Raw genomic sequence first — 24276 nt, forward strand, 5'->3', positions numbered from 1 at the left:
CCTCCCGTTCGGGCACCCACCCGGAGGCCAACCTTCTCCTCCCGGCACCTCCCCAGCATGCGTACCGGTCGGTATGCTCGGCCGTGCTTGCTCATGTCCGCGCGCCACCGCTGCCGCCGCCCGGGAGGGCCCATGCCGCACGACCCCAGCAGCTCCCGTACCGCCCTGCGCATCTGCCCCCTCTGCGAGGCCACCTGCGGGCTCACCCTCACCATCGAGGGGACCAGGGTCACCGGCGCCCGTGGCGACCGGGAGGACGTGTTCAGTAAGGGGTTCATCTGCCCCAAGGGCGCCTCCGTCGGCGGTCTCGACGAGGACCCCGACCGGCTGCGCACCCCGCTGGTCCGCAAGGACGGCGTGCTGACCGAGGCGAGCTGGAGCGAGGCCTTCGACGCGATCGCCCGCGCCCTGCCGGCTCTCGCGCAGGAGCACGGGCCACAGGCCGTCGGCGTCGTCCTGGGCAACCCCAACGTGCACACCATGGCCGGCGCGCTCTACCCGCCCGCCCTGCTCGCCGCCCTGCGCACCCGGGCGCTGTTCACCGCGAGCACGCTGGACCAGATGCCCAAGCACGTCTCCAGCGGACTGCTCTTCGGCGACCCGAACAGCATCCCGGTGCCGGACCTGGACCGCACCGACCACCTGCTGATGCTGGGCGCCAACCCCCTCGAATCCAACGGCAGCCTGTGCACCGCCCCCGACTTCCCCGGCAGGCTCAAGGCGCTGCGCCGCCGCGGCGGCAGCCTCACCGTCATCGACCCGCGCCGCACCCGCACCGCGCGCCTTGCCGACCGGCACGTGGCCATCCGGCCCGGCACCGACGCCCTCCTGCTCGCCGCGATGGCGCACGTCCTGTTCGAGGAGAAGCTCACCGACCCCGGCGCGCTCGCGGACCACGTCGAGGGGTTCGACGAAGTCGCCCAAGCGGTAAGCGACTTCACGCCCGAAGCCGTCGCCGCGGCCTGCGACGTGGACGCCGCGACCATCCGTACGCTCGCCCGGGAGCTGGCCGCCGCCCCCACCGCCGCCGTGTACGGCCGGATCGGCAGCTGCACCGTCGAGCACGGCACCCTCGCCAGCTGGCTCGTCGACGTACTCAACGTCCTCACCGGCAACCTCGACCGCCCCGGCGGCGCCCTCTTCCCGCTCTCCGCGACCGCCCGGGCCCCGCGCCCCGCCGCCCCCGGCAAGGGGTTCGCCCTCGGACGGTGGACGAGCCGGGTCTCCGGGCACCCCGAGGCCAAGGGTGAACTGCCCATGTCCGCCCTGGCCGAGGAGATCGGCACACCGGGCGAGGGGCGGATCCGTGCGCTGATCGTCCTGGCGGCGAACCCCGTGCTCTCCGCCCCCGACGGCGACCGGCTCGACGGAGCGCTGGCCGACGGGCTCGACTTCATGGTGAGCGTGGACCCCTATCTCAACGAGACGTCCCGTCACGCGGACGTGGTGCTGCCCCCGCCGCCGCCCTCGCAGAGCGCCCACTTCGACTTCGCGTTCAACACCCTGGCCGTGCGCAACCAGGTCCGCTACACCCGCCCCGCCCTGCCGCTGGCCGAAGGCCTGATGGACGAGACCGAGATCCTCGCCCGGCTCGTCCTCGCCGTCTCCGGGACGCACGGCGCCGAGCCGGACGCCGTGGACACCGGCATCATCGACCGGGCCCTCGGCAAGGCGGTCGCCGACCCGCTCTCACCCGTCCACGGCCGGGACCCCGCCGGCCTCTGGGCCCAACTCGCCGGCCGCACCGGGGCGGAGCGGCGCCTCGACCTGATGCTCCGCCTCGGCCCGTACGGCGAGGGCTTCGGCGCGGCCCCCGACGGGCTGAGCCTGGAGCGGCTGCTCGCCCACCCGCACGGCATCGACCTGGGCCCCCTCGCTCCCCGCGTCCCGGAAGTCCTCACCACCCGCAGCGGGCGCGTCGAACTGTTCCCCGCGCCGATCGCGGCCGATCTGCCGCGGCTGCGCCGCGCCCTCGACGGACGTACGGACCCCGAAGCGCTCGTCCTCGTCGGCCGCCGCCATCTGCGCTCCAACAACAGCTGGCTGCACAACGTCGCCTCGCTCCGCGGCGGATCGAACGTCTGCACCCTCCAGATCCACCCCGAGGACGCGGCCCGGCTCGGGCTGACCGATGGCGCATCCGCCACGGTCACGGCGGACGGCGGCGAGCTCACGGTCCCGGTCGAGGTCACCGACGGCGTACGGACCGGTGTGGTGAGCCTCCCGCACGGCTGGGGGCACAACCGGCCGGGCACCCGGATGTCCGTCGCCTCCGCGCAGCCCGGCGTCAACGTCAACCAGCTCCTCGACGGCAGCCGCCTCGACCCGCTCTCCGGCACCGCCGTGCTCAACGCCATCCCCGTCACCGTGACACCTGCGCGTTGACCTGCGCGTGACCTCCGCGTTGACCTGGGGTTTTGCTCGTATTGCTCGCATGTCAACGTCTTGTTAACGCCATATGGCGCGCCCTAACGTCATCCGCACCGCCGGCTCCGGTGGGAGTTCAAGGGTGAACGATAGGTATCCATATGCTGACCATCCTCGGCTTTGCCATGATCGCGACCTTTCTGGTCCTGATCATGATGAAGAAGATGTCGCCGATCGCGGCGCTCGTACTGATCCCCGCCCTCTTCTGCGTAGCCGTGGGGAAGGGTGCGCATCTCGGCGACTACGTCATCGAAGGCGTCGGCAATCTGGCGCCGACCGCCGCCATGCTGATGTTCGCGATCGTCTACTTCGGCGTGATGATCGACGTCGGGCTCTTCGACCCGATCGTCCGGGGCATCCTGCGCTTCTGCAAGGCCGACCCCATGCGGATCGTCGTGGGTACGGCGGTGCTCGCCGCGATCGTCTCGCTGGACGGTGACGGCTCCACCACCTTCATGATCACCGTCTCGGCGATGTATCCGCTCTACAAGCGCCTGAAGATGAGCCTGGTCGTGATGACCGGAGTCGCCGCCACGGCGAACGGCGTCATGAACACCCTGCCCTGGGGCGGTCCCACAGCCCGTGCCGCCACCGCCCTGAAGCTGGACGCGGGCGACATCTTCGTCCCCATGATCCCGGCGCTCGGCGTCGGACTGCTCGCCGTGATCCTGCTGGCCGTGGTCCTCGGCCGGCGCGAGCGCAAGCGGCTCGGCACCCTCACCCTCGACGGGCCCCGGACGGCCGTCCCCGTCACGGAATCCGAGCCGGTTCTCGTCGCCGCGGGCGGCGGCGACCGTTCGCGCAAGGGCACGGGCTCCGCCGGTACGGGCGGCACGGCGCCCGACGAGGAGGCGGAGACCGGGGCCGACGAGGGCTTCAAGGGCCTCGACCCCCAACGCGCCACCCTGCGGCCGAAGCTCTACTGGTTCAACGCCGGTCTGACCATCGCCCTGCTCACCGCGATGATCATGGAGCTGATGCCGATCCCGGTGCTCTTCCTCCTCGGCGCGGCCCTCGCCCTCACCGTCAACTTCCCCCACATGCCCGACCAGCGGGCGCGGATCGCGGCCCACGCCGACAACGTCCTCAACGTCTCCGGCATGGTCTTCGCCGCCGCCGTCTTCACCGGCGTGCTCACCGGCACCGGCATGGTCGACCACATGGCCGACTGGCTCGTCGGCGCGATCCCGGAGGGCATGGGGCCGCACATGGCCCTCGTCACCGGCGTGCTGAGCATCCCGCTGACGTACTTCATGTCCAACGACGGCTTCTACTTCGGAGTCGTGCCCGTGCTCGCCGAGGCCGGAGCCGCCCACGGTGTCTCCCCGCTGGAGATCGCCCGCGCCTCCCTGGTCGGCCAGCCCCTGCACATGTCGTCCCCGCTGGTGCCCGCCGTCTACGTCCTCGTCGGCATGGCCAAGGTCGAGTTCGGCGACCACACCCGCTTCACCGTCAAGTGGGCCGCGCTCACCTCCCTGGTGGTGCTCGGCGCCGGACTCCTGTTCGGGATCATCTGAGAGAGCTCCCGGACACACTGACCATGACCGACACCACCGGGCCCGGCCGGAACTGGCTGCTGCGCCTCGTCATCGCCTTCGCCTTCGCGCAGGGGGCGGTGTCGATGGCGCGGCCCGCCGTCTCCTACCGGGCCCTGGCGCTGGGCGCGGACGAGCGGGCGATCGGCGTCATCACCGGCGTGTACGCGCTCCTCCCGCTCTTCGCCGCCGTACCGCTGGGGCGCCGGACGGACCACGGCAGATGCGCACCGCTGCTGCCGTTCGGCGTCGTCCTGATCGCCGGCGGCTGCGCCCTCAGCGGCCGGGCGGACTCCCTGACCGCGATGGCGGCCTGGAGCGGAGTCATGGGGCTCGGCCACCTCTGCTTCGTGATCGGCGCCCAGTCGATCGTCGCCCGCCAGTCCGCCCCGGCCGAACAGGACCGCAACTTCGGCCACTTCACCATCGGCGCCTCCCTCGGCCAGCTCATCGGCCCGATCGCCGCCGGCTACCTGATCTCCGAACGCGACGGCGCCCTGGGCCGCACCAGCGCGCTCGCCCTGATGGTCTCGGCCGCCGTCGCCGCGGTCTCCTTCACCTCGCTGTGGCGCATCGAGCACCGGGCGGCTCCCGCACGCCGCGGCAGGACCCCGGCGGCCAAGGTGCCCGTGGGCGGCATTCTGCGGGCCCGCGGAGTCCCCGCCGGCATCTTCATCAGCCTCGCCGTGCTCTCCGCGACCGACATCCTCACCGCGTACCTGCCCGTCGTCGGCGAACACCGGGGCATCGCCCCCGCCACGGTCGGCCTGCTGCTGAGCCTGCGCGCCGCCGCCACCATCGCCTGCCGGTTGGTGATGACCCCGATGCTCCGGGTCCTGGGCCGCGCCGGCCTGCTCGCTTCCACCTGCCTGCTGGCGGGGCTGCTCTGCGCCGCCCTCGCCCTGCCCGTACCCGTGCCGGTGCTGGCGCTGATGCTCGCCGTTCTCGGATTCTGCCTCGGAGCCGGGCAGCCCCTGTCGATGACCACCGTGGTCCAGGCCGCCCCGGCGGCGGCCCGTTCCACCGCGCTCGCCCTGCGGCTGACCGGCAACCGGCTCGGCCAGGTGGCGACGCCCGCGGCCGCGGGACTCGTCGCCGGCGTGGCGGGAGCCGCGGCCCCGTTCGTGATGCTCGGCGCGCTGCTGATCGTGGCGGCCGGACTCGGCGCACGCGGCAGGGACGGCCGCGCACCGCGGCGGAGCGGGACCCCGGAACCGGACCGGGACGCCCCCGGGACCGGACCGGCGCGGGCCGGCCTCAACCGGAATCCCGCCTGACACTTACGTCTCCGCAGCCCCAGTACGGCGCAACCTTTGCGCGAGTCATTCCCTCACCCTGCGCAGTGGGTTAATTTCAGGCCACTGCTGCCGCTCCCCACCGCTCCACCTTCATCCTCCCGGGCGGAACCACATGACTCGCGCCATCATTCTGAACAACGTAAGCAAGGCCTACGGACGCTCCACGCGTGCCGTGGACCGCGTCTCGCTCTCCATCGACCCGGGCGAGTTCGTCGTCCTGCTGGGCCCTTCGGGGTGCGGCAAATCGACCGTGCTCCGCATGATCGCCGGCCTGGAGGACGTCACCGAGGGCGAGATCCTGCTCGACGGTGAACCGGCCAATCACCTGACCCCCCGCGAACGCGGCATGGCCATGGTCTTCCAGAACTTCGCGCTCTACCCGACCATGACCAACCGGGCCAACATCGGTTTCCCGCTGAAGCTGGAGAACCCCCGCCAGGACCACAACGAGCGCATCGAGAACACGGCCAGGATGCTCGGCATCGAGAGCGTCCTGGACCGGCTGCCCGGCCAGCTCTCCGGTGGCGAGCGCCAGCGGGTCGCCATGGGCCGCGCCATCTCGCGCCAGCCCTCGGCCTTCCTCATGGACGAGCCGCTCTCCAACCTCGACGCGAAGCTCCGCAACCACCTGCGGGCCGAGATATCCCAGCTCACCAAGGAACTCGGCGTCACCACGGTCTACGTGACGCACGACCAGGCCGAGGCGATGTCGCTGGGCCACCGGGTCGCCGTGATGCGCGGCGGGGTCCTCCAGCAGGTGAGCCCGCCTCGCGAGGTGTACTCGCTGCCGGAGAACGTGTTCGTCGCCGCGTTCATCGGCACTCCGCGGATCAACCTGCTCCAGGCCGTCGTCCACGCGCCGCTGGAGGGCCGGATGTCGATCGACCTCGGCCGCCAGCGTCTCCCGCTGCCCGAGCCCCTGAGCCCCGACCACCAGTTGCTGCGGATCCAGCAGGGCCGGCGCATCATTGTCGGACTGCGCTCCGAGGCGGTCCGGATCGCCCCGCCCAGCCAGGCCCGTCCCGGCGAGGTCGCGCTCAGCGGCATCGTCGAGCACGTCGAGTACCAGGGGCACGAGGCGCTCGTCCACCTCAACACGGGTTCGCAGCCCGCTGTGGTGCCGGACCTCGAATCGGCCCGCCCGGACCGCGGCACCGTACGCAGGCGCCGCGGCGGCCAGGGCGGGACCGGTGTCCTGGAGCGCCTCAGGGAACGCGCCACCGGACTCACGGGATCGTCCGTCGCCGTCCTCGACGACCCCGCAACCGACCCGCTTCCGCCGGGCGTGCACAGCCCCGACCGCCCCGCGGTCACCTCCAGCGACCTCGTCGTCCGCACGGGTCCGGACATGCGGCTGCGCACCGGCGGCCAGGTCCCGCTCCTGGTGGACCTGGCGCACCTGTACGTCTTCGACCACCAGGGCCGCCGGATCTGCCCACTGCCCAAGGACGTTCCCGGCCTGGAGGTGTAGGCAGACGGCACACCCGGGCCCGCCCGCCGCTCGCCTCCCCTGAGCGACGGGCGGGCCCCGGCACGTGAGGGGCGTCTCCGGCGGGGCGGCCCGGGCACGTGACGGACGTCTCTGGCGCCGGAAAACTAACGGCGCTAGTTTAGGGCGCGGACGACCTCGTCCGTCACCGCGTCCGGGAGGAACAGCCATGAAGGCCCATGACGGTATGTACATCGGCGGCGCCTGGCGGCCCGCCGCCGGCACGGACACCCTCGCGGTGGTGAACCCGGTGGACGAACAGGTCATCGCGCACGTCCCGGCGGGCACCGCCGAGGACGTCGACGCCGCGGTACGTGCCGCCCGCGCCGCGTTCCCCGGCTGGGCCGCGACCCCGCCCGCCGAGCGGGCCGCCCGGATCGGCGCGCTGCGCGATGTGCTCGCCGCGCGCAAGGACGAGATCGCCGCGACGGTCACCGCCGAACTGGGTTCGCCGCTGCCGATGTCGCAGATGGTGCACGCGGGCGTGCCGGTCCTGGTCGCCGGCTCGTACGCCGAACTGGCCGCGACGTACGCCTTCGAGCAGCGGCACGGCAACTCCACCGTGTTCCTGGAGCCCGTCGGCGTGGTCGGCGCGATCACCCCGTGGAACTACCCGCTGCACCAGATCGTCGCCAAGGTGGCGCCCGCACTGGCCGCCGGCTGCACCGTCGTCCTCAAGCCCGCCGAGGACACCCCGCTCACCGCGCAGCTCTTCGCCGAGGCCACCGAGGAGGCCGGCCTGCCCGCCGGTGTCTTCAACCTGGTCACCGGCCTCGGTCCGGTCGCCGGACAGGCGCTCGCCGAGCACCAGGACGTCGACCTCGTCTCCTTCACCGGCTCCACCGCCGTCGGCCGGCGGATCGGCGCCACGGCGGGCGGCGCGGTCAAGCGTGTCGCGCTGGAGCTCGGCGGCAAGTCCGCCAACGTCATCCTGCCCTCGGCGGACCTGGCCAGGGCCGTCAACGTCGGCATCGCCAACGTGATGTCCAACTCCGGCCAGACGTGCAGCGCCTGGACCCGGATGCTGGTCGATGCCGAGCGGTACGAGGAGGCCGTCGCCCTCGCCGCCGCGGCCGTCGCCAAGTACGTACCCGGCGAGCGCGTCGGACCGCTCGTCAACGCCCAGCAGCAGGCGCGGGTGCGCGGTTACATCGAGAAGGGCATCGAGGAGGGTGCCCGCGTCGTGGCCGGCGGCCCCGAGGCGCCGCTCGCCACCGGGTACTACGTCAGCCCCACCGTGTTCGCCGACGTCACCCCGGAGATGACCATCGCCCAGGAGGAGATCTTCGGCCCGGTCGTCTCGATCCTGAAGTACGAGGACGAGGCGGACGCGCTGCGCATCGCCAACGGCACCGTGTACGGGCTCGCGGGCGCCGTCTGGGCCGCCGACGACGAGGAGGCCGTCGCCTTCGCCCGGCGGATGGACACCGGTCAGGTCGACATCAACGGCGGCCGCTTCAACCCGCTCGCCCCCTTCGGCGGCTACAAGCAGTCCGGCGTGGGCCGCGAACTGGGCGAGCACGGTCTCGCCGAGTACCTCCAGACGAAGTCCCTCCAGTTCTGAACCGCCCGCCCAGCCCACCGAGTCCGCGCCCCCGATCAGCAAGGAGCCAGTCCGTGGTCCGAGCCGCCGTACTGTCCGCCGTCGGAGCTCCGCTGGAGATCACCGACATCACCCTGCCCGAGCCCGGCCCCGGCCAGGTGCGCGTCCGTCTCGCCGCCGCCGGGGTCTGCCACTCCGACCTCTCGTTGTCCGACGGCACCATGCGGCTGCCCGTCCCGGCCGTCCTCGGCCACGAGGGCGCGGGCACCGTCGTCTCGGTGGGCGAGGGCGTGGGCCATCTCGCCCCGGGCGACGGCGTCGTCCTCAACTGGGCACCGTCCTGCGGCAGCTGCCACCACTGCGGCATCGGCGAGGTCTGGCTCTGCGTCAACGCCCTGGCCGGTGCGGCGAACGTCCACGCCCACACCGCGGACGGCACCGCACTGCACCCCGGACTGAACGTCGCCGCCTTCGCGCAGGAGACCGTGGTCGCGGCGAACTGCGTGCTGCCCGCCCCGGACGGCATCCCGCTCACCGACGCGGCCCTGCTCGGCTGCGCGGTGCTGACCGGGTACGGCGCGGTCCACCACAGCGCCCGGGTCCGCGCCGGCGAGTCCGTCGTCGTGTTCGGCATCGGCGGCGTCGGCCTCGCCGTACTCCACGCCGCCCGGATCGCCGGCGCCTCGAAGATCATCGCGGTGGACGTCTCCCCGGAGAAGGAGGACCTCGCACGCCGGGCGGGTGCCACGGACTACGTGATCGCCTCCGCGACCACGCCCCGCGAGATCCGCAAGCTCACCGGCGGGCAGGGCGCGGACGTGGCCGTCGAGTGCGTCGGCAGGGCCGCCACCATCCGTGCCGCCTGGGAGTCCACCCGCCGCGGCGGCCGCGCCACGGTCGTCGGCATCGGCGGCAAGGACCAGGAGGTGACGTTCAACGCCCTGGAGATCTTCCACTGGGGCAGGTCCCTGACCGGCTGCGTCTACGGCAACAGCGACCCGGCCCGCGATCTGCCGGTGCTGGCCGACCACATCCGCGCGGGCCGCTTCGACCTCTCGATGATGGTCACCGAACGGATCGGCCTGGACGGCATCCCGGCGGCCTTCGACCACATGATCGCCGGCAAGGGCGGCCGCGCCCTGGTGGTGTTCTAGGGGCTTTCGCTTGGATCAGGCCGGGTAAGGGGCCGGGGCCCGCGAGCCCGGCATGATCCGAACGAGAGGCCCCAGGGTCCTTCCGTCCGGATCAGCGAGCCTGGTTCTCGCCCTGTTCGAAGATCCGGGAGGCGGGACCCACGATCAGCGGGTCCGGCTCCCCGGCCACCGCCACGTCCTTGTCCGGGTAGTCGAAGCGGTGCAGGACATGGCGGATGGCCTCCAGCCGGGCCCGCTTCTTGTCGTTGCTCTTCACCACGGTCCACGGGGCGTCCGCCGTGTCCGTGTGGAAGAGCATCAGCTCCTTGGCCTCGGTGTACGCGTCCCACTTGTCGAGCGACGCGAGGTCGACCGGGCTCAGCTTCCACTGCCGCACCGGATCGGTCTGCCGGCTCATGAACCGCCTGCGCTGCTCATCGCGCGAGACGGAGAACCAGAACTTCACCAGATGGATGCCGTCGCGGGCGAGCATCCGCTCGAACCCCGGGGCCTGGTGCATGAATTCGAGGTACTCGGACGTCGAGCAGAAGCCCATCACCCGCTCCACACCGGCCCGGTTGTACCAGGACCGGTCGAACATCACGATCTCCCCGGCGGCCGGCAGATGCGCCACGTACCGCTGGAAGTACCACTGCGAGCGCTCGCGTTCGGTGGGCTTCTCCAGCGCCACCACCCGCGCACCACGGGGATTCAGATGCTCGGTGAACCGCTTGATGGTGCCGCCCTTGCCCGCGGCGTCGCGTCCCTCGAAGAGGATGACGAGCCGTTCGTCGTGCTCCTTGATCCAGTGCTGGAGCTTGAGCAGTTCTATCTGCAGGGCGCGCTTGGACACGTCGTACTCCTTGCGGCCGAGCTTGGAGTCGTACGGATAGTCCTCGCGCCAGGCGTCACGGTCGCGGCCCGCGGGGGCCGTCGGCACCGCCGGCCCGTCGGCCCCCTTCGCCTGCCTACGGCCGGTCCGCTGCTTGGCGCTCCGCGTCATGAGGAGGTCCTTCCACAGGCTGGGCGGGATGCTTCCGCGTCGCACCAGTCTGCGGACGCTTCCGGGAGACCGCCACCCCGGCCAGACAGAGCAGTCCGCCGGCGACCGTGAGCAGCGCGGGCACCTCGTCCAGCAGCAGCCACGACATCAGCACCACGAGCGCCGGCACCGCGTAGGTGGTGGCGCCCATCCGGCCCGCCGTGGTGCGCGCGAGCGCGTAGGCCCAGGTGGTGAAGGCCAGTGCGGTCGGGAAGAGGCCCAGGTAGACCATGTTCAAGGTCGCCGAGAGGGGCGCGTCGGCCGCGTCGGAGATCAGCGCACCGGCGAACGGCAGGCACGCCGCGGTGCCGACCAGACACCCGAAGGTGGTGATCTGGAGCGCCGAGCCGTGCCGCAGCGCGGGCTTCTGGCCGACGACTCCGCCCGCGTACGCCACCGCCGCCAGCAGGCAGAGCAGCACACCCAGCACCGAGGAACTCCCGTGACCCGACATGGAGAGCCCCACCACCGCGGCGCCCGCGAAGGACACGCCCATGCCCAGCAGCAGCCGGCGCGGCAGCCCCTCACCGAGCAGCCGGGCGCCGAGCAGGGCGATCAGCAGGGGGCCGATGTTCACGACCATCGCGGCGGTCCCGGCGTCCACCTGCTGCTCGCCCCAGTTGAGCACCACCATGTACAGGCCGAACCACAGCAGCCCGGACCAGAGGATCCCCGGCCAGGCCGCCCGTGGGGGCAGACCCTCCCGGCGTACCAGGAGCAGGGTGCCGAGCGCCAGGGAGCCGGCCAGCAGCCGTCCGAGGGCCAGTGCGCCGGGGGAGTAGGCCTCGCCCGCGCTGCGGATGGAGACGAAGGCGGAGGCCCACAGGACCACGGTGGTGCAGGCGGCGGCCGTGGCCCGCCAGTCACGGTGTTCCGCAGGGGCGGCGGGGGAGGGGAGCGTCGTCATGGACCCGACCGTAGAGCCAGGACGGTTCGGTGCCCACCGAATAGTCGTGGGCCCGGCGCAGCGCTCTACCGCATCTGCCGCGGGGGCGGGGCGTACTGGAGGGCGAGTCCGTCGATCAGCGCCCGCAGTCCTGTCTCGAAGGCGCCCTCGTCGACCTGCTGACGGCGCTCCGCGAGCAGGTGGGCCTGGCCCAGGTGCGGGTAGTCGGCCGGGTCGTACGCCGTCTCGTCGTCCACGAAGCCCCGGGCGAAGGAGCCGAGGGCCGAGCCGGTGATGAAGTAGCGCATTAGGGCGCCGATGTACGTGGCCTGGGCGGGCGGCCAGCCGGCGCGGACCATGGCGCCGAACACCGCGTCGGCGACCCGCAGGCCGGCCGGGCGGCGGCCGGGGCCCTGGGCGAGCACCGGGACGATGTGCGGGTGCGCGCTGAGCGCCGCACGGTAGGAGACGGCCCAGTCGTGCAGGGCGGCCCGCCAGTCACGGGTGTCGGACGCGTCGAACATCGACAGGTCGACCTGTGCGGAGACGGAGTCGGCGACCGCGTCCAGGATCTCGTCCTTGTTCCGGAAGTGGTTGTAGAGCGACGGTCCGCTGACCCCGAGCTCGGCCGCGAGGCGGCGGGTCGAGACGGCGTCGAGCCCTTCGGCGTCCACGAGGGCGCTCGCCGTCTCGACGATGCGGTCTCTGCTGAGAAGGGGCTTGCGCGGGCGGGCCATGCGGCACATAGTAGGCCCTGCATCCCTAAAACTAGCAGTGCTAATTAAAGTGAGGGTCGAAGGATGAACCTGGAGCTCAGCGAGGAGCAGGAAGCCGTCCGGCAGCTCGCCAAGGACTTCGTGGCCCGGGACATCGCCCCGTACGTCGTCGAGTGGGACCGGGCCGAGAACGTCGACAAGTCGATCGTGAAGAAGCTCGGCTCCCTCGGCTTCCTCGGGCTGACGGTCCCCGAGGAGTACGGCGGTTCGGGCGGTGACCATCTGGCGTACTGCCTGGTCACCGAGGAGCTCGGCCGCGGGGACTCCTCGGTCCGCGGCATCGTCTCGGTCTCGCTCGGTCTGGTCGCCAAGACCGTCGCCGCGTGGGGCGACGAGGAGCAGAAGCGGCAGTGGCTGCCCCGCCTGACCTCCGGCGACGCCGTCGGCTGCTTCGGCCTCACCGAACCGGGCACGGGATCGGACGCCGGGAACCTGACGACGAGGGCCGTCCGGGACGGCGGTGACTACGTCATCAACGGCAGCAAGATGTTCATCACCAACGGCACCTGGGCCGACGTGGTGCTGCTCTTCGCCCGCACCAACGAGACCCCCGGACACAAGGGCGTGTCCGCCTTCCTGGTCCCCGCCGACACCCCCGGCCTCACCCGGCGCACGATCCACGGCAAGCTCGGTCTGCGCGGCCAGGCGACCGCCGAACTGGTCCTGGAGGACGTCCGCGTACCGGCCGGCGCCCTCATGGGCCCGGAGGGCAAGGGCTTCTCCATAGCCATGTCGGCGCTGGCCAAGGGCCGGATGTCGGTCGCGGCGGGCTGTGTCGGCATCGCGCAGGCGGCCCTGGACGCGGCCGTGGGATACGCCGGGCAGCGCGAACAGTTCGGCAGGTCCATCGCGAGCTACCAGCTCGTCCAGGAACTCATCAGCGACATCTCCGTGGACGTCGACGCCGCCCGGCTGCTGACCTGGCGGGTGGCCGACCTGATCGACCGCGGTGAGCACTTCGCGACCGCCGCCTCCCAGGCGAAGCTCTTCGCCTCCGAGGCCGCCGTCCGCGCCGCGAACAACGCCGTCCAGGTCTTCGGCGGCTACGGCTACATCGACGAATACCCCGTCGGCAAACTGCTGCGGGACGCCCGCGTGATGACGCTCTATGAGGGCACCAGCCAGATCCAGAAGCTGATCATCGGCCGCGCCCTGACGGGTGTCTCCGCCTTCTGAGCCCCGCATGACCCGAACGGACGTCTGAGTACCCGTCTGAGTACGAGGACGGATGTGCCGTGCGCCACATCGCCCGATGCTGGGCGGCATGAGTGAGACGACCACGGTCAAGCAGCAGAACACCGCCGCCTTCTACGGCCAGGCCGTCGCGTCCTTCGGGATCGCGATGGGAGCGGTGACTCTCGGAATCTACTTCCTCGACGCGGACGTGTGGGTGCGCGCCTTCCTCGCTATCGGCGTCCTCTACCTCGTCACCTCCGCCTTCACGCTGGCCAAGGTCATCCGGGACCGGCAGGAGGCGGGGCAGATCATCAGCCGGGTCGACCAGGCCCGGCTGGAGAAGATCCTCGCCGAGCACGACCCCTTTCAGAAGCTCTGACGATCTCCCCACACCCTCACCGCTAAGCGCTTGCTCAGGATCGGGGTATGGTGTTCGTCCTGCTGACTGAGAGGGGCGACCGACGATGAGCACGGCGGAGGAGACCGACGGCGAGAACACGCCGTGGTCCGAAGTGACGCCCGAGGCCGCCCGACGGCTGCTCGTCGCGGCCGTCGACGCCTTCGCCGAGCGCGGCTACCACGCGACCACCACACGGGACATCGCGGGCCGTGCCGGGATGAGCCCCGCGGCGCTCTACATCCACTTCAAGACGAAGGAAGAGCTGCTCCACCGGATCAGCAGGATCGGACACGACCGTGCCCTGACCCTGCTGGAGTCGGCGGCCGACGGCGAGGGTACGGCCACCGAGCGGCTGGCCGGAGCCGTGCGGGCCTTCGTCCGCTGGCACGCCGAGCGGCACACCACGGCGCGAGTGGTCCAGTACGAGCTCGACGCGCTCGCCGAGGAGCACCGCACCGAGATCGTCGAGCTGCGCCGCAGGAGCGACGCGGCGGTGCGCCGGATCATCGGTGAGGGTGTGGCGGCGGGGGAGTTCGACGTCTCCGACGTGCCCGGCACCGCGCTCGCCGTGCTCTCCCTCTGCATCGACGTGGCGCGCTGGTTCAACGCGCAGGGCAGCCGTACGCCGGACGAGGTGGGCGAGCTGTACGCCGGGCTCGTGCTGCGGATGGTCGCGGCCGGGCGCTGACGGTAGGCGGGTGGGGGTCCCGGCCCCGCGGGGCCGGGACCCCCACCCGCCTACGGCTCAGAAGTAGAAGCGCGACACCGACTCGGCGACGCACGCGGGCTTCTCGCCGCCCTCGCGCTCGACCGTGACGACGGCGGTGACCTGCACACCGCCGCCCGCCTCCTCGACGCTCTTGAGGACGGCCGTCGCCCGCAGCCGGGAACCCACGGGCACGGTGGAGGGGAAGCGGACCTTGTTGGTCCCGTAGTTGATGCCCATCTTGGTGTTCTCGACCCGCATGACCTGCGGTACGAGCGCCGGCAGCAGCGAGAGCGTGAGGTAGCCGTGCGCGATCGTCGTCCCGAAGGGCCCGGCCGCGGCCCGCTCCGGGTCGACGTGGATCCACTGGTGGTCGCCGGTGGCGTCGGCGAAGAGGTCGATCCTCTTCTGGTCGACCTCCAGCCAGTCACTGTGTCCCAGCTGCTCGCCCACGCCGTCACGCAGCTCCTGCGCGGACGTGAAGATCCTCGGCTCTGCCATGTCCCTGCCTTCCCGCTCTCGACCATCCATCGGGTGCCTGTCTAAGCGCTTGCTCAGCATGGTTGGCGGGTGCGTTCCTGTCAACGACGGACCGGGCGCGAATGGGCCACGTAGGGTTCGATGAGTGCCCCAGATCCCACACACACTCCATGAACTCACGGTCGGCCAGCTCTCCGCGCGCAGCGGTGCCGCGGTCTCGGCCCTGCACTTCTACGAGGCCAAGGGCCTGATCACCAGCAGCCGCACCAGTGGCAACCAGCGCCGCTACACCAGGGACGCGCTGCGCCGGGTCGCCTTCGTCCGGGCGGCGCAGCGGGTCGGCATCCCGCTCGCCACCATCCGTGACGCGCTGGCCGAGCTCCCCGAGGAGCGCACCCCGAACCGGGACGACTGGGCCCGGCTCTCCGCGGCCTGGCGCTCCGAGCTGGACGAGCGGATCCGGCAGCTGGCCAGGCTGCGCGACCACCTCACGGACTGCATCGGCTGCGGCTGCCTGTCGTTGGAGACCTGTGTGCTCTCCAACCCGGACGACATCTCCGGTGAGCGGATCAGCGGCTCGCGCCTGATGCCGGAGGGCAGGGCCGCGGGCAAGGCGTGAGCAGCCGGTCCTGGTGTTCCCGTCCGGCGGCCGTGGGCGCCGGACGGGCCGCTCCGTTCCTCAGGCGATCGTCGCCAGGTCGCCCAGCCGGGTCCGCCTGGCCCTCGCCAGCGCGTCCGGGGTGAGCACGGGCTGCGGCACCACGATGCCGCAGCCGGTGCAGACCGGGCCGGACCACGGTTCGCTGTCCAGGTCCTGCCGCCAGGCGATGCGCGCCTGCGCGCACACCGGGCAGCCGGCGCCCGGCTCCGACTCCAGGGCCGAGATCAGCCGGGCCAGGACCTCGGCGAGCGGCGCCGCCGGATGGACCGCCGGGTCCTCGCACCGCGCGACGCCGTTCCCGCCCCAGGTGCGCCGGTGCCAGTCGTCGAAGGCGGCCGGGCGGCGCCGCCCTTCGTGCTTCTCCCGCTTGCGGCGCTCGGCGAACCCCGCCTCGTAACCGAGCCAGACCGCCCGTGCGGTCTCCAGCTCCTCCAGCGCGCGCATCAGCCGCGCAGGGTCGGGCGCCCGGTCCTCGGGGCCCATTCCGTGCCGGGCGCACAGATGGTCCCAGGTCGCCCGGTGTCCGTACGGTGCGAAGCGTTCCAGGCACTTGCGCAGCGAGTACCGCCGCAGTGCCAGATCGCTCCGCGGATCGCGGACCTGTCTCGCCAGACTCCGGAAACCGGCCATGGCGCCGCCACCTCCGTCGCTCGTACTCCGTTGCCCGTACTTCGGCGTCATTGAGTGGACGTACGCCTGCCCGGATCGGCTCCCTCTCAAGGCCATACCGTCCACGGAGTGAGATGACGGATCGTCATGCACCGGGATGTGGTGATTCGGAAAAGGTGACCGATGTTCACCTTACCGGCGGGTCATACCGTCGGTAACCTCCGGCGCACGGTCTCTCCGAGGAGCACGCATGCCCCCACGCACCCGCATGTCCGTACGCACCGGCAGGACAGGAGCCGCCACCGTCGCGGCCGTTCTCGCCCTCGGCGCATCCCTGCTGGCCTCCGCACCCCACGCCGGCGCCGCCGAGCCGGATCCCGTCGTCGACTACTGCCAGGGGCAGTGCGACGACATCCTGCCGCCCGGCGAGAACGGCAACGCCACCCTGGTCGAGATCCTCGGCAACAAGGCGTTCGGCACCCATCCCGCGCACAGCGACGACCAGCTCGACCGGTACGACGGTCTGGTGGCCGGGCACACGGGCCTCACCGACCAGAAGCTGAACGACTTCTTCAACGATGCCTCCTTCGGCGTCGCGAAGGACCAGATCGAATCCGTCACCTCGCCGCGCGACGACGTCACCATCACCCGCGACAAGGTGTCGGGCGTCCCGCACATCAAGGGCACCACCCGCTACGGCACCGAGTTCGGCGCCGGCTTCGCGGCCGGGCAGGACCGGCTCTGGCTGATGGACCTCTTCCGCCACATCGGGCGCGGGGAACTGACCTCCTTCGCCGGCGGCGCGCTGGCCAACCAGGGCCTGGAACAGCAGTTCTGGCCGCAGGCCCCGTACACCGAGGCCGACCTGGAGGCCCAGGTCGAGCACATCCGGACCCATGAGGGGCCCCGCGGCGAACAGGCGATGGCCGATGCCCAGGCCTATGTGGACGGCATCAACTCCTACCGGGAGAAGTCGAAGAAGGGCCGCTACTTTCCGGGCGAGTACGTCCTCACCGGAAAGATCGACGCGATCACCAACATCGGCGAGATCCAGCCGTTCAAGCTCACCGACCTGATCTCGATCGCCTCGGTCGTCGGCGGCCAGTTCGGTGGCGGTGGCGGCGGCGAGGTGCAGGCGGCGCTCTCCCTGCTGTCGGCCCAGCAGAAGTACGGCGTCCAGGAGGGCACGAAGGTCTGGGAGTCGTTCCGCCAGCGCAACGACCCCGAGGCCGTGCTGACCGTGCACGACGGCACCGCTTTCCCGTACGCGAACAAGCCCGGCAAGGCCGTCGGCACGGCGCTCCCGGACCCCGGATCCGTCACCACCGAGCCGCTCATCCACGACCGCACCGGCTCCGCGGGCACCGACGCGAAGGCCCCCGTCAAGGCCCCGGCCACGCTCCGGAAGGCCCAGGGCATCTACGACGACGGAGTCATACCGGAGGGATCGCTCCCCGGCTCCGGCTCCGGCGCCCAGAAACGCGGCATGTCCAACGCCCTGCTGGTGTCCGGCGCGCACACGGCGAGCGGCAACCCGGTCGCCGTGTTCGGCCCGCAGACCGGCTACTTCGCCCCGCAGCTGATGATGCTCCAGGAACTCCAGGGACCCGGCATCAGCGCGCGCGGCGTCTCCTTCGCCGGCGTCGGCATGTACATCCAGATGGGCCGTGGCCAGGACTACGCCTGGAGCGCCACCTCGGCGGGCCAGGACATCACCGACACGTACGCCGTCGACCTGTGCGAACCCGACGGCTCCACGCCCACCAAGGACTCCACCCACTACCTCTACCGCGGCGCCTGCACCGCCATGGAGAAGCTGGAGAAGTCCAACTCCTGGAAGCCGACCGTCGCCGACTCCACGGCGAAGGGCTCCTACCGGATGCAGGTGTGGCGCACCGGGTACGGCATCGTCACGCACCGGGCCACCGTGGGCGGCAAGCCCGTCGCTTACACCACGCTGCGCACCACCTACCGGCACGAGGCCGACTCGATCATCGGCTTCCAGATGCTCAACGACCCGTCCTACGTCACCGACGCCGCCTCCTTCCAGCGGGCGGCGAGCAACATCGACTACGCCTTCAACTGGTTCTACGCGGACTCCCGCACCGCCGCCTACTACAACAGCGGCATGAACCCGGTACGGGCGACGGGCGTCGACCCGGCGCTGCCCGTCCGGGCCGAGAAGGCGTACGAGTGGCAGGGCTACGACCCGGTGGCCAACACCGCCGCCTACACCCCCTTCGCCGAACACCCGCACTCCAGCGGCCAGGACTACTACGTCTCCTGGAACAACAAGCAGGCCGAGGGATACGCCTCCGCGGGCTTCGGCCTCAGTGCCGTGCACCGGGCCGATCTGCTCGACGACCGCGTCTCGAAGCTGGTCGAGGAGGGCGGCGTGACCCGCGCCTCCCTCACCCGGGCGATGGCGGACGCCGCGCTCACCGATCTGCGGGGCGAGCAACTGCTCCCCGAACTGCTCAAGGTGATCCGCTCCCAGCCGGTCACCGACCCGGACCTCGACGCGGTGGTCCAGCAGCTGGAGTCCTGGCGGGCAGCGGGCGCCCAGCGCAAGGAGAGCAGCCCGGGCTCGCACACGTACACCTACGCCGATGCCGTACGCGTCATGGACGCCTGGTGGCCGAAGCTGATCGAGGCCGAGTTCAAGCCGGGACTGGGTGACGACCTGTACGGGGCGCTGACCGCGAATCTCGCCACCGACGAGTCCCCGGCGGCCAGCCACGGGCCGAGCGGCGCGCACAGCGGTTCGGCGTTCCAGTACGGCTGGTGGGGCTTCGCCGACAAGGACCTGCGCCAGGTGCTGGGGCAGCCGGTCAAGGGGCCGCTGGCCAGGTCCTACTGCGGCAACGGTGATCTGAGCAGCTGCCGCGCGGCGCTGCTGTCCACGCTGAAGCAGGCGGCGGCGGTGCCGGCGGCCGAGGTCTACCCGGCCGACGACAACTGCGGGGCCGGCGAGCAGTGGTGCACCGACTCGATCATCCACCGGGCGCTGGGCGGGATCGCGCAGAAGGCGATCCACTGGCAGAACCGCCCGACGTACCAGCAGGTGGTGGAGTTCCCGGCACACCGCTGAATGCCGCGCCGATTTCCGGCCCGTCCGGCGTTCGGGGACGGAACCGGTGGGCCGGGCGGGCCCGCACTCGGCCCCGCCCGCCCCGCTCACCGATACTGCAGGTACCGCTTCCGGACCGCCCGGAACGCGGCCAGGTCCTCCGCCCACGCACCCACGACCTCATCCGTGTCCGCGCCCGCGTCGATCATCGTGCGGACCCGGGTGTTGCCGGTGAGCTTGTCGATCCAGTTGTCGGGCCGCCAGGCGAACCCGCTCCAGGTCTGCTTCGCCGTCACGAGCAGCGCGATCCCGGTGCGTACCGGGTCGAAGACCTCGCGGTCCTGGACGTGCACCTGGACCCCTCCCACGGTTTTGCCCTGGAACTTGGAGAACGTCGGCGCGAAGTACGCCTCGCGGAACGCCACTCCGGGCAGGTCCAGCGCGTTCGCCGCCGCCGCCCAGGTGTGGTCGACGCCCTCCGCCCCCAGCAGTTCGAACGGCCGGGTCGTGCCGCGCCCCTCGGAGAGGTTCGTGCCCTCGAAGAGACAGGTGCCCGAGTAGACCAGCGCGGTCTCGGGCGTCGGCATGTTGGGGCTCGGCGGCACCCAGGGCAGCCCGGTCCCGTCGAAGAAGTCCGAGCGCGACCACCCCGACATCTTCACGATCTCCAGCTCGGCCGGACGGTCCGCCAGGAACTCGCCGTTGAACAGCAGCGCCAGCTCGGTGACCGTCATGCCGTGCGCCTGCGCGATCTCCCGCCGCCCCACGAAGGTGCCGAACGCGGGATCGAGCACGGGGCCGAGCGCCGCCCGTCCCGTCACCGGGTTGGGCCGGTCCAGCACCACGAACCTCTTCCCCGCGAGGGCGGCCGCCTCCAGGCAGTCGTACAGCGTCCAGATGTACGTGTAGAAGCGGGCGCCCGCGTCCTGGATGTCGAAGACGATGGTGTCCACGCCGGACGCGGTGAAGACGTCGGCGAGCGCCTGCCCGCTCTTCAGGTAGGTGTCGTAGACCGGCAGCCCGGTCGCCGGGTCGTCGTACCGGCCCTCCGAGCCGCCCGCCTGCGCGGTGCCGCGGAAACCGTGCTCGGGGCCGAAGACGGCGGTCAGGTTCACGCGTTCGTCCGGGTGCATCACATCGACGATGTGGCGCACATCGGGCGTGATCCCGGTGGGGTTGGTGACCACGCCCACACGCTGCCCCTTCAGCAGGGCGTAGCCGTCCGCCGCGAGCCGGTCGAAGCCGGTGCGGACCCGGCCGTGTCCACCGCCGTGCCCCTTGCCGTGCGCGGGAAGGGCGGCCGCGGGTCCGGCGGACGCGGCAGTCGCCGCGAGCGCCCCCACCGCACCGCCGGCGGCCAGCAATCCACGTCTGGACAGGCTCATTCAGCTACCTCCATGATCGCGACGTCTGTCATGGTCACGCYCGCTAGCGCGCGTGACGGCCGCAGGGAACGAGCCGGACGGTGCGGCTGTGCTTCCCGGGGCGGATGACTCGCCCCCACCCCTTCCCCGACGACATACCGACCGGTTAGTCTGCCGGTGCAGTCGGCTGAGAGAGGCGGGACCGATGAGTACGGTGCAGGGCGCGGGCGTAGTGGTCACGGGAGCCGGAGGCGGCATCGGAGCCGCGCTGGCCCGCAGATTCGCCGCCGAAGGCGCACGGGTCGTCGTCAACGACCTCGACGAGAGCCGGATCAAGGCGCTCGCCGAGGAGATCGGCGGGACCGCGGTCGCCGGCGACGCCTCACGGATCGTCGAAGCCGCCCGGGACGCGCTGGACGGCACCGTGGACGTCTACTGCGCCAACGCCGGCCTCGCCTCGCCCGGTGACGTCCTCGCCGACGAGGAGGTCTGGGCCGCGGCCTGGGACGTCAACGTGATGGCCCACGTCCGCGCCGCCAAGGCGCTCGTCCCGGACTGGCTGGAGCGCGGCAGCGGCAGGTTCGTCTCCACGGCCTCCGCCGCCGGACTGCTGACGATGATCGGCGCCGCGCCGTACAGCGTCACCAAGCACGGCGTGGTCGCCTTCGCCGAGTGGCTCTCGCTCACCTACCGCCACCGCGGCGTCAAGGTCCACGCGATCTGCCCGCAGGGCGTGCGTACGGACATGCTCACCGGCGCCGGATCGGCCGGGAAGCTCGTCCTCGCGCCCACCGCGATCGAGCCCGAGGACGTGGCCGACGCCTTGTTCGACGCCATGGCCGAGGACCGCTTCCTCGTCCTGCCGCACCCCGAGGTCGCCGGGTACTACCGGGCCCGCACCGAGGACACCGACCACTGGCTCGGCAGTATGAACCGCCTCCAGCGCAAGTGGGAGGAGGCCGGCGCATGAGCGAGTCGATCTACGCGGCGAAGCCCTGGCTCCCGCTGCTCAGCGAGGCCCAGCGGGCCCCCGTCCACCCCGCCGAGACCCTGGTGCACGCCTTCCGCGACTCCGTCGGCCGGGCTCCCGGCCATCCCGCGCTCGCCTACTTCGACGGACGCCTCACCTACCGCGAGACCGACGAGCTCTCCGACTCCGTGGCCGGGCACCTCGCCGCCCGCGGCCTGGAGCGCGGCGACCGGGTCGCGATCATGCTGCAGAACTCGCCGCAGTTCGTGCTCGCGCTGCTCGGCGCCTGGAAGGCCGGGGCGACAGTCGTCCCGCTCAACCCGATGTACAAGTCCGCCGAGGTCGGTCACGTACTGAAGGACGCCGAGGTCACGGCACTGATCTGTGCGGACCGGGCCTGGGAGGCGTATCTGCGGGACACCGCCGCGGGCGCCCCGTCCGTACGGATCGCCGTCACCGCCTGCGAGCTGGACCTCCAGACTTCGAGCGACGAGCGGGTACTGGACTTCGAGCGCCTGCCCGCCGCCCACGACGCCGACGACCTGGTGGCCGTCGCCCGGCAGGGCCTCGCGGCCCCCGCCGGCCGGGAGCTCACCGCCGGCGACGTGGCGCTGATCAGCTACACCTCCGGAACCAGCGGCACCCCCAAGGGCGCCATGAACTCCCACGGCAACATCATGGTCAACGCCGAGCGCCAGCGCACCGGCCACCCCGTCGCCGAAGGCTCCGCCTACTTCGCCCTCGCGCCGCTCTTCCACATCACCGGCATGGTCTGCCAGCTGGCCGCCTGCCTCGCCAACGCGGGCACCCTGGTCCTGGCGTACCGCTTCCACCCCGGCGTCGTCCTCGACGCCTTCGCCGAGCACCGGCCCGCGTACACCGTCGGCCCGTCGACCGCCTTCATGGCGCTCGCCGCGACCCCCGGTGTCACGCCCGAGCACTTCTCCTCGTTCCAGGTGATCTCCTCCGGCGGCGCACCGCTGCCGCCCGCGCTCGTCGATAAGTTCCGGGCGGGCTTCGGCCCGTACATCCGCAACGGCTACGGCCTCACCGAGTGCACCGCACCCTGCGCCGCCGTGCCGCCCGAGCGCGAGGCGCCCGTCGACCCGGTCTCCGGCACGCTCTCGGTCGGCGTGCCCGGCCCCGACACGGTCGTGCGGATCATCGACGAGAACGGGGCCGAGGTCCCCTTCGGCGAGCAGGGCGAGATCGCGGTGCGCGGTCCCCAGGTCGTCAGCGGCTACTGGCGGCTGCCGGAGGCCACCGCCGCCGCCTTCCCGGACGGCGAGCTGCGCACCGGCGACATCGGCTTCATGGACCGCGCGGGCTGGCTCTACGTCGTCGACCGCAAGAAGGACATGATCAACGCCTCCGGGTTCAAGGTCTGGCCGCGCGAGGTCGAGGACGTCCTCTACACCCACCCCGCCGTGCGCGAGGCCGCCGTCGTCGGTGTCCCGGACGCCTACCGCGGCGAGACGGTCCGCGCCTACGTCAGTCTGCGGCCCGGCGCCTCGGTCGAACCCGGCGAATTGGGTGCGTACTGCAAGGAACGGCTGGCCGCGTACAAGTATCCGCGCGAAGTCGAGATCCTGACGGAACTTCCCAAGACCGCAAGTGGGAAGATCCTCAGGCGGGAACTGCGTTCATCCCGCTAGACGGTTCACGCACACTCACGGAAGGAAGGTGGCGGCTATGGCCAAGGCGACGGACGGGAGCGGTACCCCCGTCCCCCAGCGGCTGCTGGCCGCCGCCACCCGGCTCTTCGCCGAGCAGGGGTACGACCGCACATCGGTCCAGGAGATCGTCGAGGCGGCCGGCGTCACCAAGGGCGCGCTCTACCACTACTTCGGTTCCAAGGAGGACCTTCTCCAGGAGGTCTACGCCCGGGTCCTGCGGCTCCAGCAGGAGCGGCTCGACGCCTTCGCGGAGGCCGACGCCCCCGTCGAGCAGCGGTTGCGCGAAGCCGCTGCCGACGTCGTCGTCACCACCATCGAGAACCTTGACGACGCCTCGATCTTCTTCCGCTCCATGCACCACCTGAGCCCCGAGAAGAACAAGCAGGTACGAGTGGAGCGGCGCCGCTACCACGAGCGCTTCCGGGCCCTCGTGGAGGAGGGGCAGCGCAGCGGGGTGTTCTCCACGGCCACCCCGGCGGACCTCATCGTCGACTACCACTTCGGCTCGGTCCACCATCTGTCGACCTGGTACCGGCCGGACGGCCCGCTGTCCCAGCAGGAGGTCGCCGACCACCTCGCCGACCTGTTGCTGCGCGCCCTGCGGCCCTGATCCGGCAGGACGGCCCGCCACCGGCCGCCCGCCCCAGCAGCGCCGCCGCCGGACCGCGCGGCCGGGCCGCCCGGCCCACCAGGACCACGGTCCGGCTGCCCGATGCCCACGTACGTGATGAGCACCAGGGCCCGTCCACGGTGGCGGTCACCGGCGGCGCATCCCTCGGTTGTGCCGAATCCGGCGACGGGTCGAAGCTGGATATATGGCACATATCCAGGTTTCGACGCACGTTCCCCCTCTGTGGAACGTGGCCTACGGGCCGCACCGCCCGAGGGCCGTCCGGATCCTCGCCCGCAGCCTGCTGCGGGTGCGGGCCTTCGCCCGCGAACTGGCGCTCGCCGACCACGTGCCGTACGGCGGCTACTGACGAAGGCCCGGAAATGCCGTGGGTGGAGCGCCGGCGCTCCCGCTAGCATCCGACG

General features: G+C 71.7%; 21 protein-coding genes. 15 read left to right on the forward strand and 6 right to left on the reverse strand.

Annotated elements, in window-relative coordinates:
- Window positions 1-132: 132 nt before the first annotated feature.
- From EAO72_RS05715 to EAO72_RS05740, 6 genes are all read left to right on the forward strand, one after another.
- Window positions 133-2385: a molybdopterin-dependent oxidoreductase gene (locus EAO72_RS05715; RefSeq protein ID WP_148016087.1), complete on the forward strand. Its 2253-nt coding sequence runs from the start codon at window positions 133-135 to the stop codon at window positions 2383-2385.
- 143 nt (window positions 2386-2528) lie between these two features.
- Window positions 2529-3944 carry a CitMHS family transporter gene (locus tag EAO72_RS05720; RefSeq protein ID WP_148016088.1) on the forward strand — a complete coding sequence of 472 codons (1416 nt, stop codon included), beginning with the start codon at window positions 2529-2531 and terminating at the stop codon, window positions 3942-3944.
- A gap of 23 nt (window positions 3945-3967) precedes the next feature.
- Window positions 3968-5239: an MFS transporter gene (locus EAO72_RS05725; protein WP_148016089.1), complete on the forward strand. Its 1272-nt coding sequence runs from the start codon at window positions 3968-3970 to the stop codon at window positions 5237-5239.
- A gap of 133 nt (window positions 5240-5372) precedes the next feature.
- Window positions 5373-6731, forward strand: a complete 1359-nt coding sequence (locus tag EAO72_RS05730; protein WP_148016090.1) for an ABC transporter ATP-binding protein — start codon at window positions 5373-5375, stop codon at window positions 6729-6731.
- Window positions 6732-6918: 187 nt separating this feature from the next.
- Window positions 6919-8313, forward strand: a complete 1395-nt coding sequence (locus EAO72_RS05735) for an aldehyde dehydrogenase family protein (protein WP_148016091.1) — start codon at window positions 6919-6921, stop codon at window positions 8311-8313.
- Between the two features lie 53 nt (window positions 8314-8366).
- Complete coding sequence (locus EAO72_RS05740) at window positions 8367-9446, forward strand: Zn-dependent alcohol dehydrogenase (RefSeq protein ID WP_148016092.1); 1080 nt, start codon at window positions 8367-8369, stop codon at window positions 9444-9446.
- A gap of 91 nt (window positions 9447-9537) precedes the next feature.
- Here EAO72_RS05740 and ppk2 read toward each other — a convergent pair whose 3' ends face one another.
- The 3 genes from ppk2 to EAO72_RS05755 all read right to left on the reverse strand — a co-directional run bounded on the left by ppk2 (window position 9538) and on the right by EAO72_RS05755 (window position 12090).
- A complete protein-coding gene (gene ppk2, locus EAO72_RS05745) occupies window positions 9538-10428 on the reverse strand; it encodes a polyphosphate kinase 2 (protein WP_148016093.1) in 891 nt (296 codons plus the stop codon).
- A complete protein-coding gene (locus EAO72_RS05750) occupies window positions 10394-11374 on the reverse strand; it encodes a DMT family transporter (protein WP_148016094.1) in 981 nt (326 codons plus the stop codon). Before EAO72_RS05750 ends, ppk2 begins: the two co-directional genes overlap by 35 nt.
- 65 nt (window positions 11375-11439) lie before the next feature.
- Entirely contained in the window at window positions 11440-12090 is a 651-nt protein-coding gene (locus tag EAO72_RS05755) for a TetR/AcrR family transcriptional regulator (protein ID WP_148016095.1), read from the reverse strand.
- Window positions 12091-12153: 63 nt separating this feature from the next.
- Between EAO72_RS05755 and EAO72_RS05760 the strand changes: the two genes are divergently transcribed.
- The 3 genes from EAO72_RS05760 to EAO72_RS05770 all read left to right on the forward strand — a co-directional run bounded on the left by EAO72_RS05760 (window position 12154) and on the right by EAO72_RS05770 (window position 14393).
- Window positions 12154-13305: an acyl-CoA dehydrogenase family protein gene (locus tag EAO72_RS05760; protein WP_148016096.1), complete on the forward strand. Its 1152-nt coding sequence runs from the start codon at window positions 12154-12156 to the stop codon at window positions 13303-13305.
- Window positions 13306-13393: 88 nt separating this feature from the next.
- Window positions 13394-13684 (forward strand): YiaA/YiaB family inner membrane protein, encoded by a 291-nt coding sequence (locus tag EAO72_RS05765; RefSeq protein ID WP_148016097.1) that lies wholly within the window; start codon window positions 13394-13396, stop codon window positions 13682-13684.
- Window positions 13685-13769: 85 nt separating this feature from the next.
- Window positions 13770-14393 carry a TetR/AcrR family transcriptional regulator gene (locus EAO72_RS05770; RefSeq protein WP_148016098.1) on the forward strand — a complete coding sequence of 208 codons (624 nt, stop codon included), beginning with the start codon at window positions 13770-13772 and terminating at the stop codon, window positions 14391-14393.
- Between the two features lie 57 nt (window positions 14394-14450).
- Here the strand turns inward: EAO72_RS05770 and EAO72_RS05775 are convergent, their stop codons facing one another.
- Window positions 14451-14912: a MaoC family dehydratase gene (locus tag EAO72_RS05775; protein ID WP_148016099.1), complete on the reverse strand. Its 462-nt coding sequence runs from the start codon at window positions 14910-14912 to the stop codon at window positions 14451-14453.
- Window positions 14913-15036: 124 nt separating this feature from the next.
- Between EAO72_RS05775 and soxR the strand changes: the two genes are divergently transcribed.
- A complete protein-coding gene (gene soxR, locus EAO72_RS05780) occupies window positions 15037-15510 on the forward strand; it encodes a redox-sensitive transcriptional activator SoxR (protein WP_148016100.1) in 474 nt (157 codons plus the stop codon).
- 60 nt (window positions 15511-15570) lie between these two features.
- Here soxR and EAO72_RS05785 read toward each other — a convergent pair whose 3' ends face one another.
- Complete coding sequence (locus tag EAO72_RS05785) at window positions 15571-16182, reverse strand: hypothetical protein (protein WP_148016101.1); 612 nt, start codon at window positions 16180-16182, stop codon at window positions 15571-15573.
- Between the two features lie 229 nt (window positions 16183-16411).
- Between EAO72_RS05785 and EAO72_RS05790 the strand changes: the two genes are divergently transcribed.
- Window positions 16412-19252: a penicillin acylase family protein gene (locus tag EAO72_RS05790; RefSeq protein ID WP_148016102.1), complete on the forward strand. Its 2841-nt coding sequence runs from the start codon at window positions 16412-16414 to the stop codon at window positions 19250-19252.
- Between the two features lie 86 nt (window positions 19253-19338).
- On the opposite strand, the gene EAO72_RS05795 is transcribed toward EAO72_RS05790, so the two are convergent.
- Window positions 19339-20616, reverse strand: coding sequence for an exo-beta-N-acetylmuramidase NamZ family protein (locus EAO72_RS05795; RefSeq protein ID WP_148016103.1), 1278 nt, complete (start codon window positions 20614-20616; stop codon window positions 19339-19341).
- A 184-nt stretch (window positions 20617-20800) separates the two neighbouring features.
- Between EAO72_RS05795 and EAO72_RS05800 the strand changes: the two genes are divergently transcribed.
- The 4 genes from EAO72_RS05800 to EAO72_RS41795 all read left to right on the forward strand — a co-directional run bounded on the left by EAO72_RS05800 (window position 20801) and on the right by EAO72_RS41795 (window position 24221).
- A complete protein-coding gene (locus EAO72_RS05800; protein ID WP_148016104.1) occupies window positions 20801-21565 on the forward strand; it encodes an SDR family oxidoreductase in 765 nt (254 codons plus the stop codon).
- The gene (locus tag EAO72_RS05805; RefSeq protein WP_148016105.1) at window positions 21562-23220 is read left to right on the forward strand and encodes an AMP-binding protein; all 1659 of its coding nucleotides are present in this window, start codon (window positions 21562-21564) and stop codon (window positions 23218-23220) included. The genes EAO72_RS05800 and EAO72_RS05805 overlap by 4 nt, the downstream gene beginning before the upstream one ends.
- A gap of 37 nt (window positions 23221-23257) precedes the next feature.
- A complete protein-coding gene (locus EAO72_RS05810; protein WP_148016106.1) occupies window positions 23258-23851 on the forward strand; it encodes a TetR/AcrR family transcriptional regulator in 594 nt (197 codons plus the stop codon).
- Between the two features lie 205 nt (window positions 23852-24056).
- Window positions 24057-24221, forward strand: coding sequence for a hypothetical protein (locus EAO72_RS41795; protein ID WP_187284938.1), 165 nt, complete (start codon window positions 24057-24059; stop codon window positions 24219-24221).
- The last annotated feature ends 55 nt before the right edge of the window (window positions 24222-24276 follow it).

The organism is Streptomyces sp. OR43, from assembly GCF_008042275.1.
Taxonomy (GTDB): Bacteria; Actinomycetota; Actinomycetes; order Streptomycetales; family Streptomycetaceae; genus Streptomyces.

Bases quoted from the DNA above. Each gene is read 5' to 3' on its own strand.
- ppk2 (WP_148016093.1), bottom strand. From the start codon at position 10,428: ATGACGCGGAGCGCCAAGCAGCGGACCGGCCGTAGGCAGGCGAAGGGG.
- EAO72_RS05735 (WP_148016091.1), top strand. From the start codon at position 6,919: ATGAAGGCCCATGACGGTATGTACATCGGCGGCGCCTGGCGGCCCGCC.
- EAO72_RS05765 (WP_148016097.1), top strand. From the start codon at position 13,394: ATGAGTGAGACGACCACGGTCAAGCAGCAGAACACCGCCGCCTTCTAC.
- EAO72_RS05720 (WP_148016088.1), top strand. From the start codon at position 2,529: ATGCTGACCATCCTCGGCTTTGCCATGATCGCGACCTTTCTGGTCCTG.
- EAO72_RS05775 (WP_148016099.1), bottom strand. From the start codon at position 14,912: ATGGCAGAGCCGAGGATCTTCACGTCCGCGCAGGAGCTGCGTGACGGC.
- EAO72_RS05755 (WP_148016095.1), bottom strand. From the start codon at position 12,090: ATGGCCCGCCCGCGCAAGCCCCTTCTCAGCAGAGACCGCATCGTCGAG.
- EAO72_RS41795 (WP_187284938.1), top strand. From the start codon at position 24,057: ATGGCACATATCCAGGTTTCGACGCACGTTCCCCCTCTGTGGAACGTG.
- EAO72_RS05730 (WP_148016090.1), top strand. From the start codon at position 5,373: ATGACTCGCGCCATCATTCTGAACAACGTAAGCAAGGCCTACGGACGC.
- EAO72_RS05805 (WP_148016105.1), top strand. From the start codon at position 21,562: ATGAGCGAGTCGATCTACGCGGCGAAGCCCTGGCTCCCGCTGCTCAGC.
- EAO72_RS05715 (WP_148016087.1), top strand. From the start codon at position 133: ATGCCGCACGACCCCAGCAGCTCCCGTACCGCCCTGCGCATCTGCCCC.
- EAO72_RS05725 (WP_148016089.1), top strand. From the start codon at position 3,968: ATGACCGACACCACCGGGCCCGGCCGGAACTGGCTGCTGCGCCTCGTC.
- EAO72_RS05760 (WP_148016096.1), top strand. From the start codon at position 12,154: ATGAACCTGGAGCTCAGCGAGGAGCAGGAAGCCGTCCGGCAGCTCGCC.
- EAO72_RS05795 (WP_148016103.1), bottom strand. From the start codon at position 20,616: ATGAGCCTGTCCAGACGTGGATTGCTGGCCGCCGGCGGTGCGGTGGGG.
- EAO72_RS05750 (WP_148016094.1), bottom strand. From the start codon at position 11,374: ATGACGACGCTCCCCTCCCCCGCCGCCCCTGCGGAACACCGTGACTGG.
- EAO72_RS05800 (WP_148016104.1), top strand. From the start codon at position 20,801: ATGAGTACGGTGCAGGGCGCGGGCGTAGTGGTCACGGGAGCCGGAGGC.
- EAO72_RS05785 (WP_148016101.1), bottom strand. From the start codon at position 16,182: ATGGCCGGTTTCCGGAGTCTGGCGAGACAGGTCCGCGATCCGCGGAGC.
- EAO72_RS05810 (WP_148016106.1), top strand. From the start codon at position 23,258: ATGGCCAAGGCGACGGACGGGAGCGGTACCCCCGTCCCCCAGCGGCTG.
- EAO72_RS05790 (WP_148016102.1), top strand. From the start codon at position 16,412: ATGCCCCCACGCACCCGCATGTCCGTACGCACCGGCAGGACAGGAGCC.
- EAO72_RS05770 (WP_148016098.1), top strand. From the start codon at position 13,770: ATGAGCACGGCGGAGGAGACCGACGGCGAGAACACGCCGTGGTCCGAA.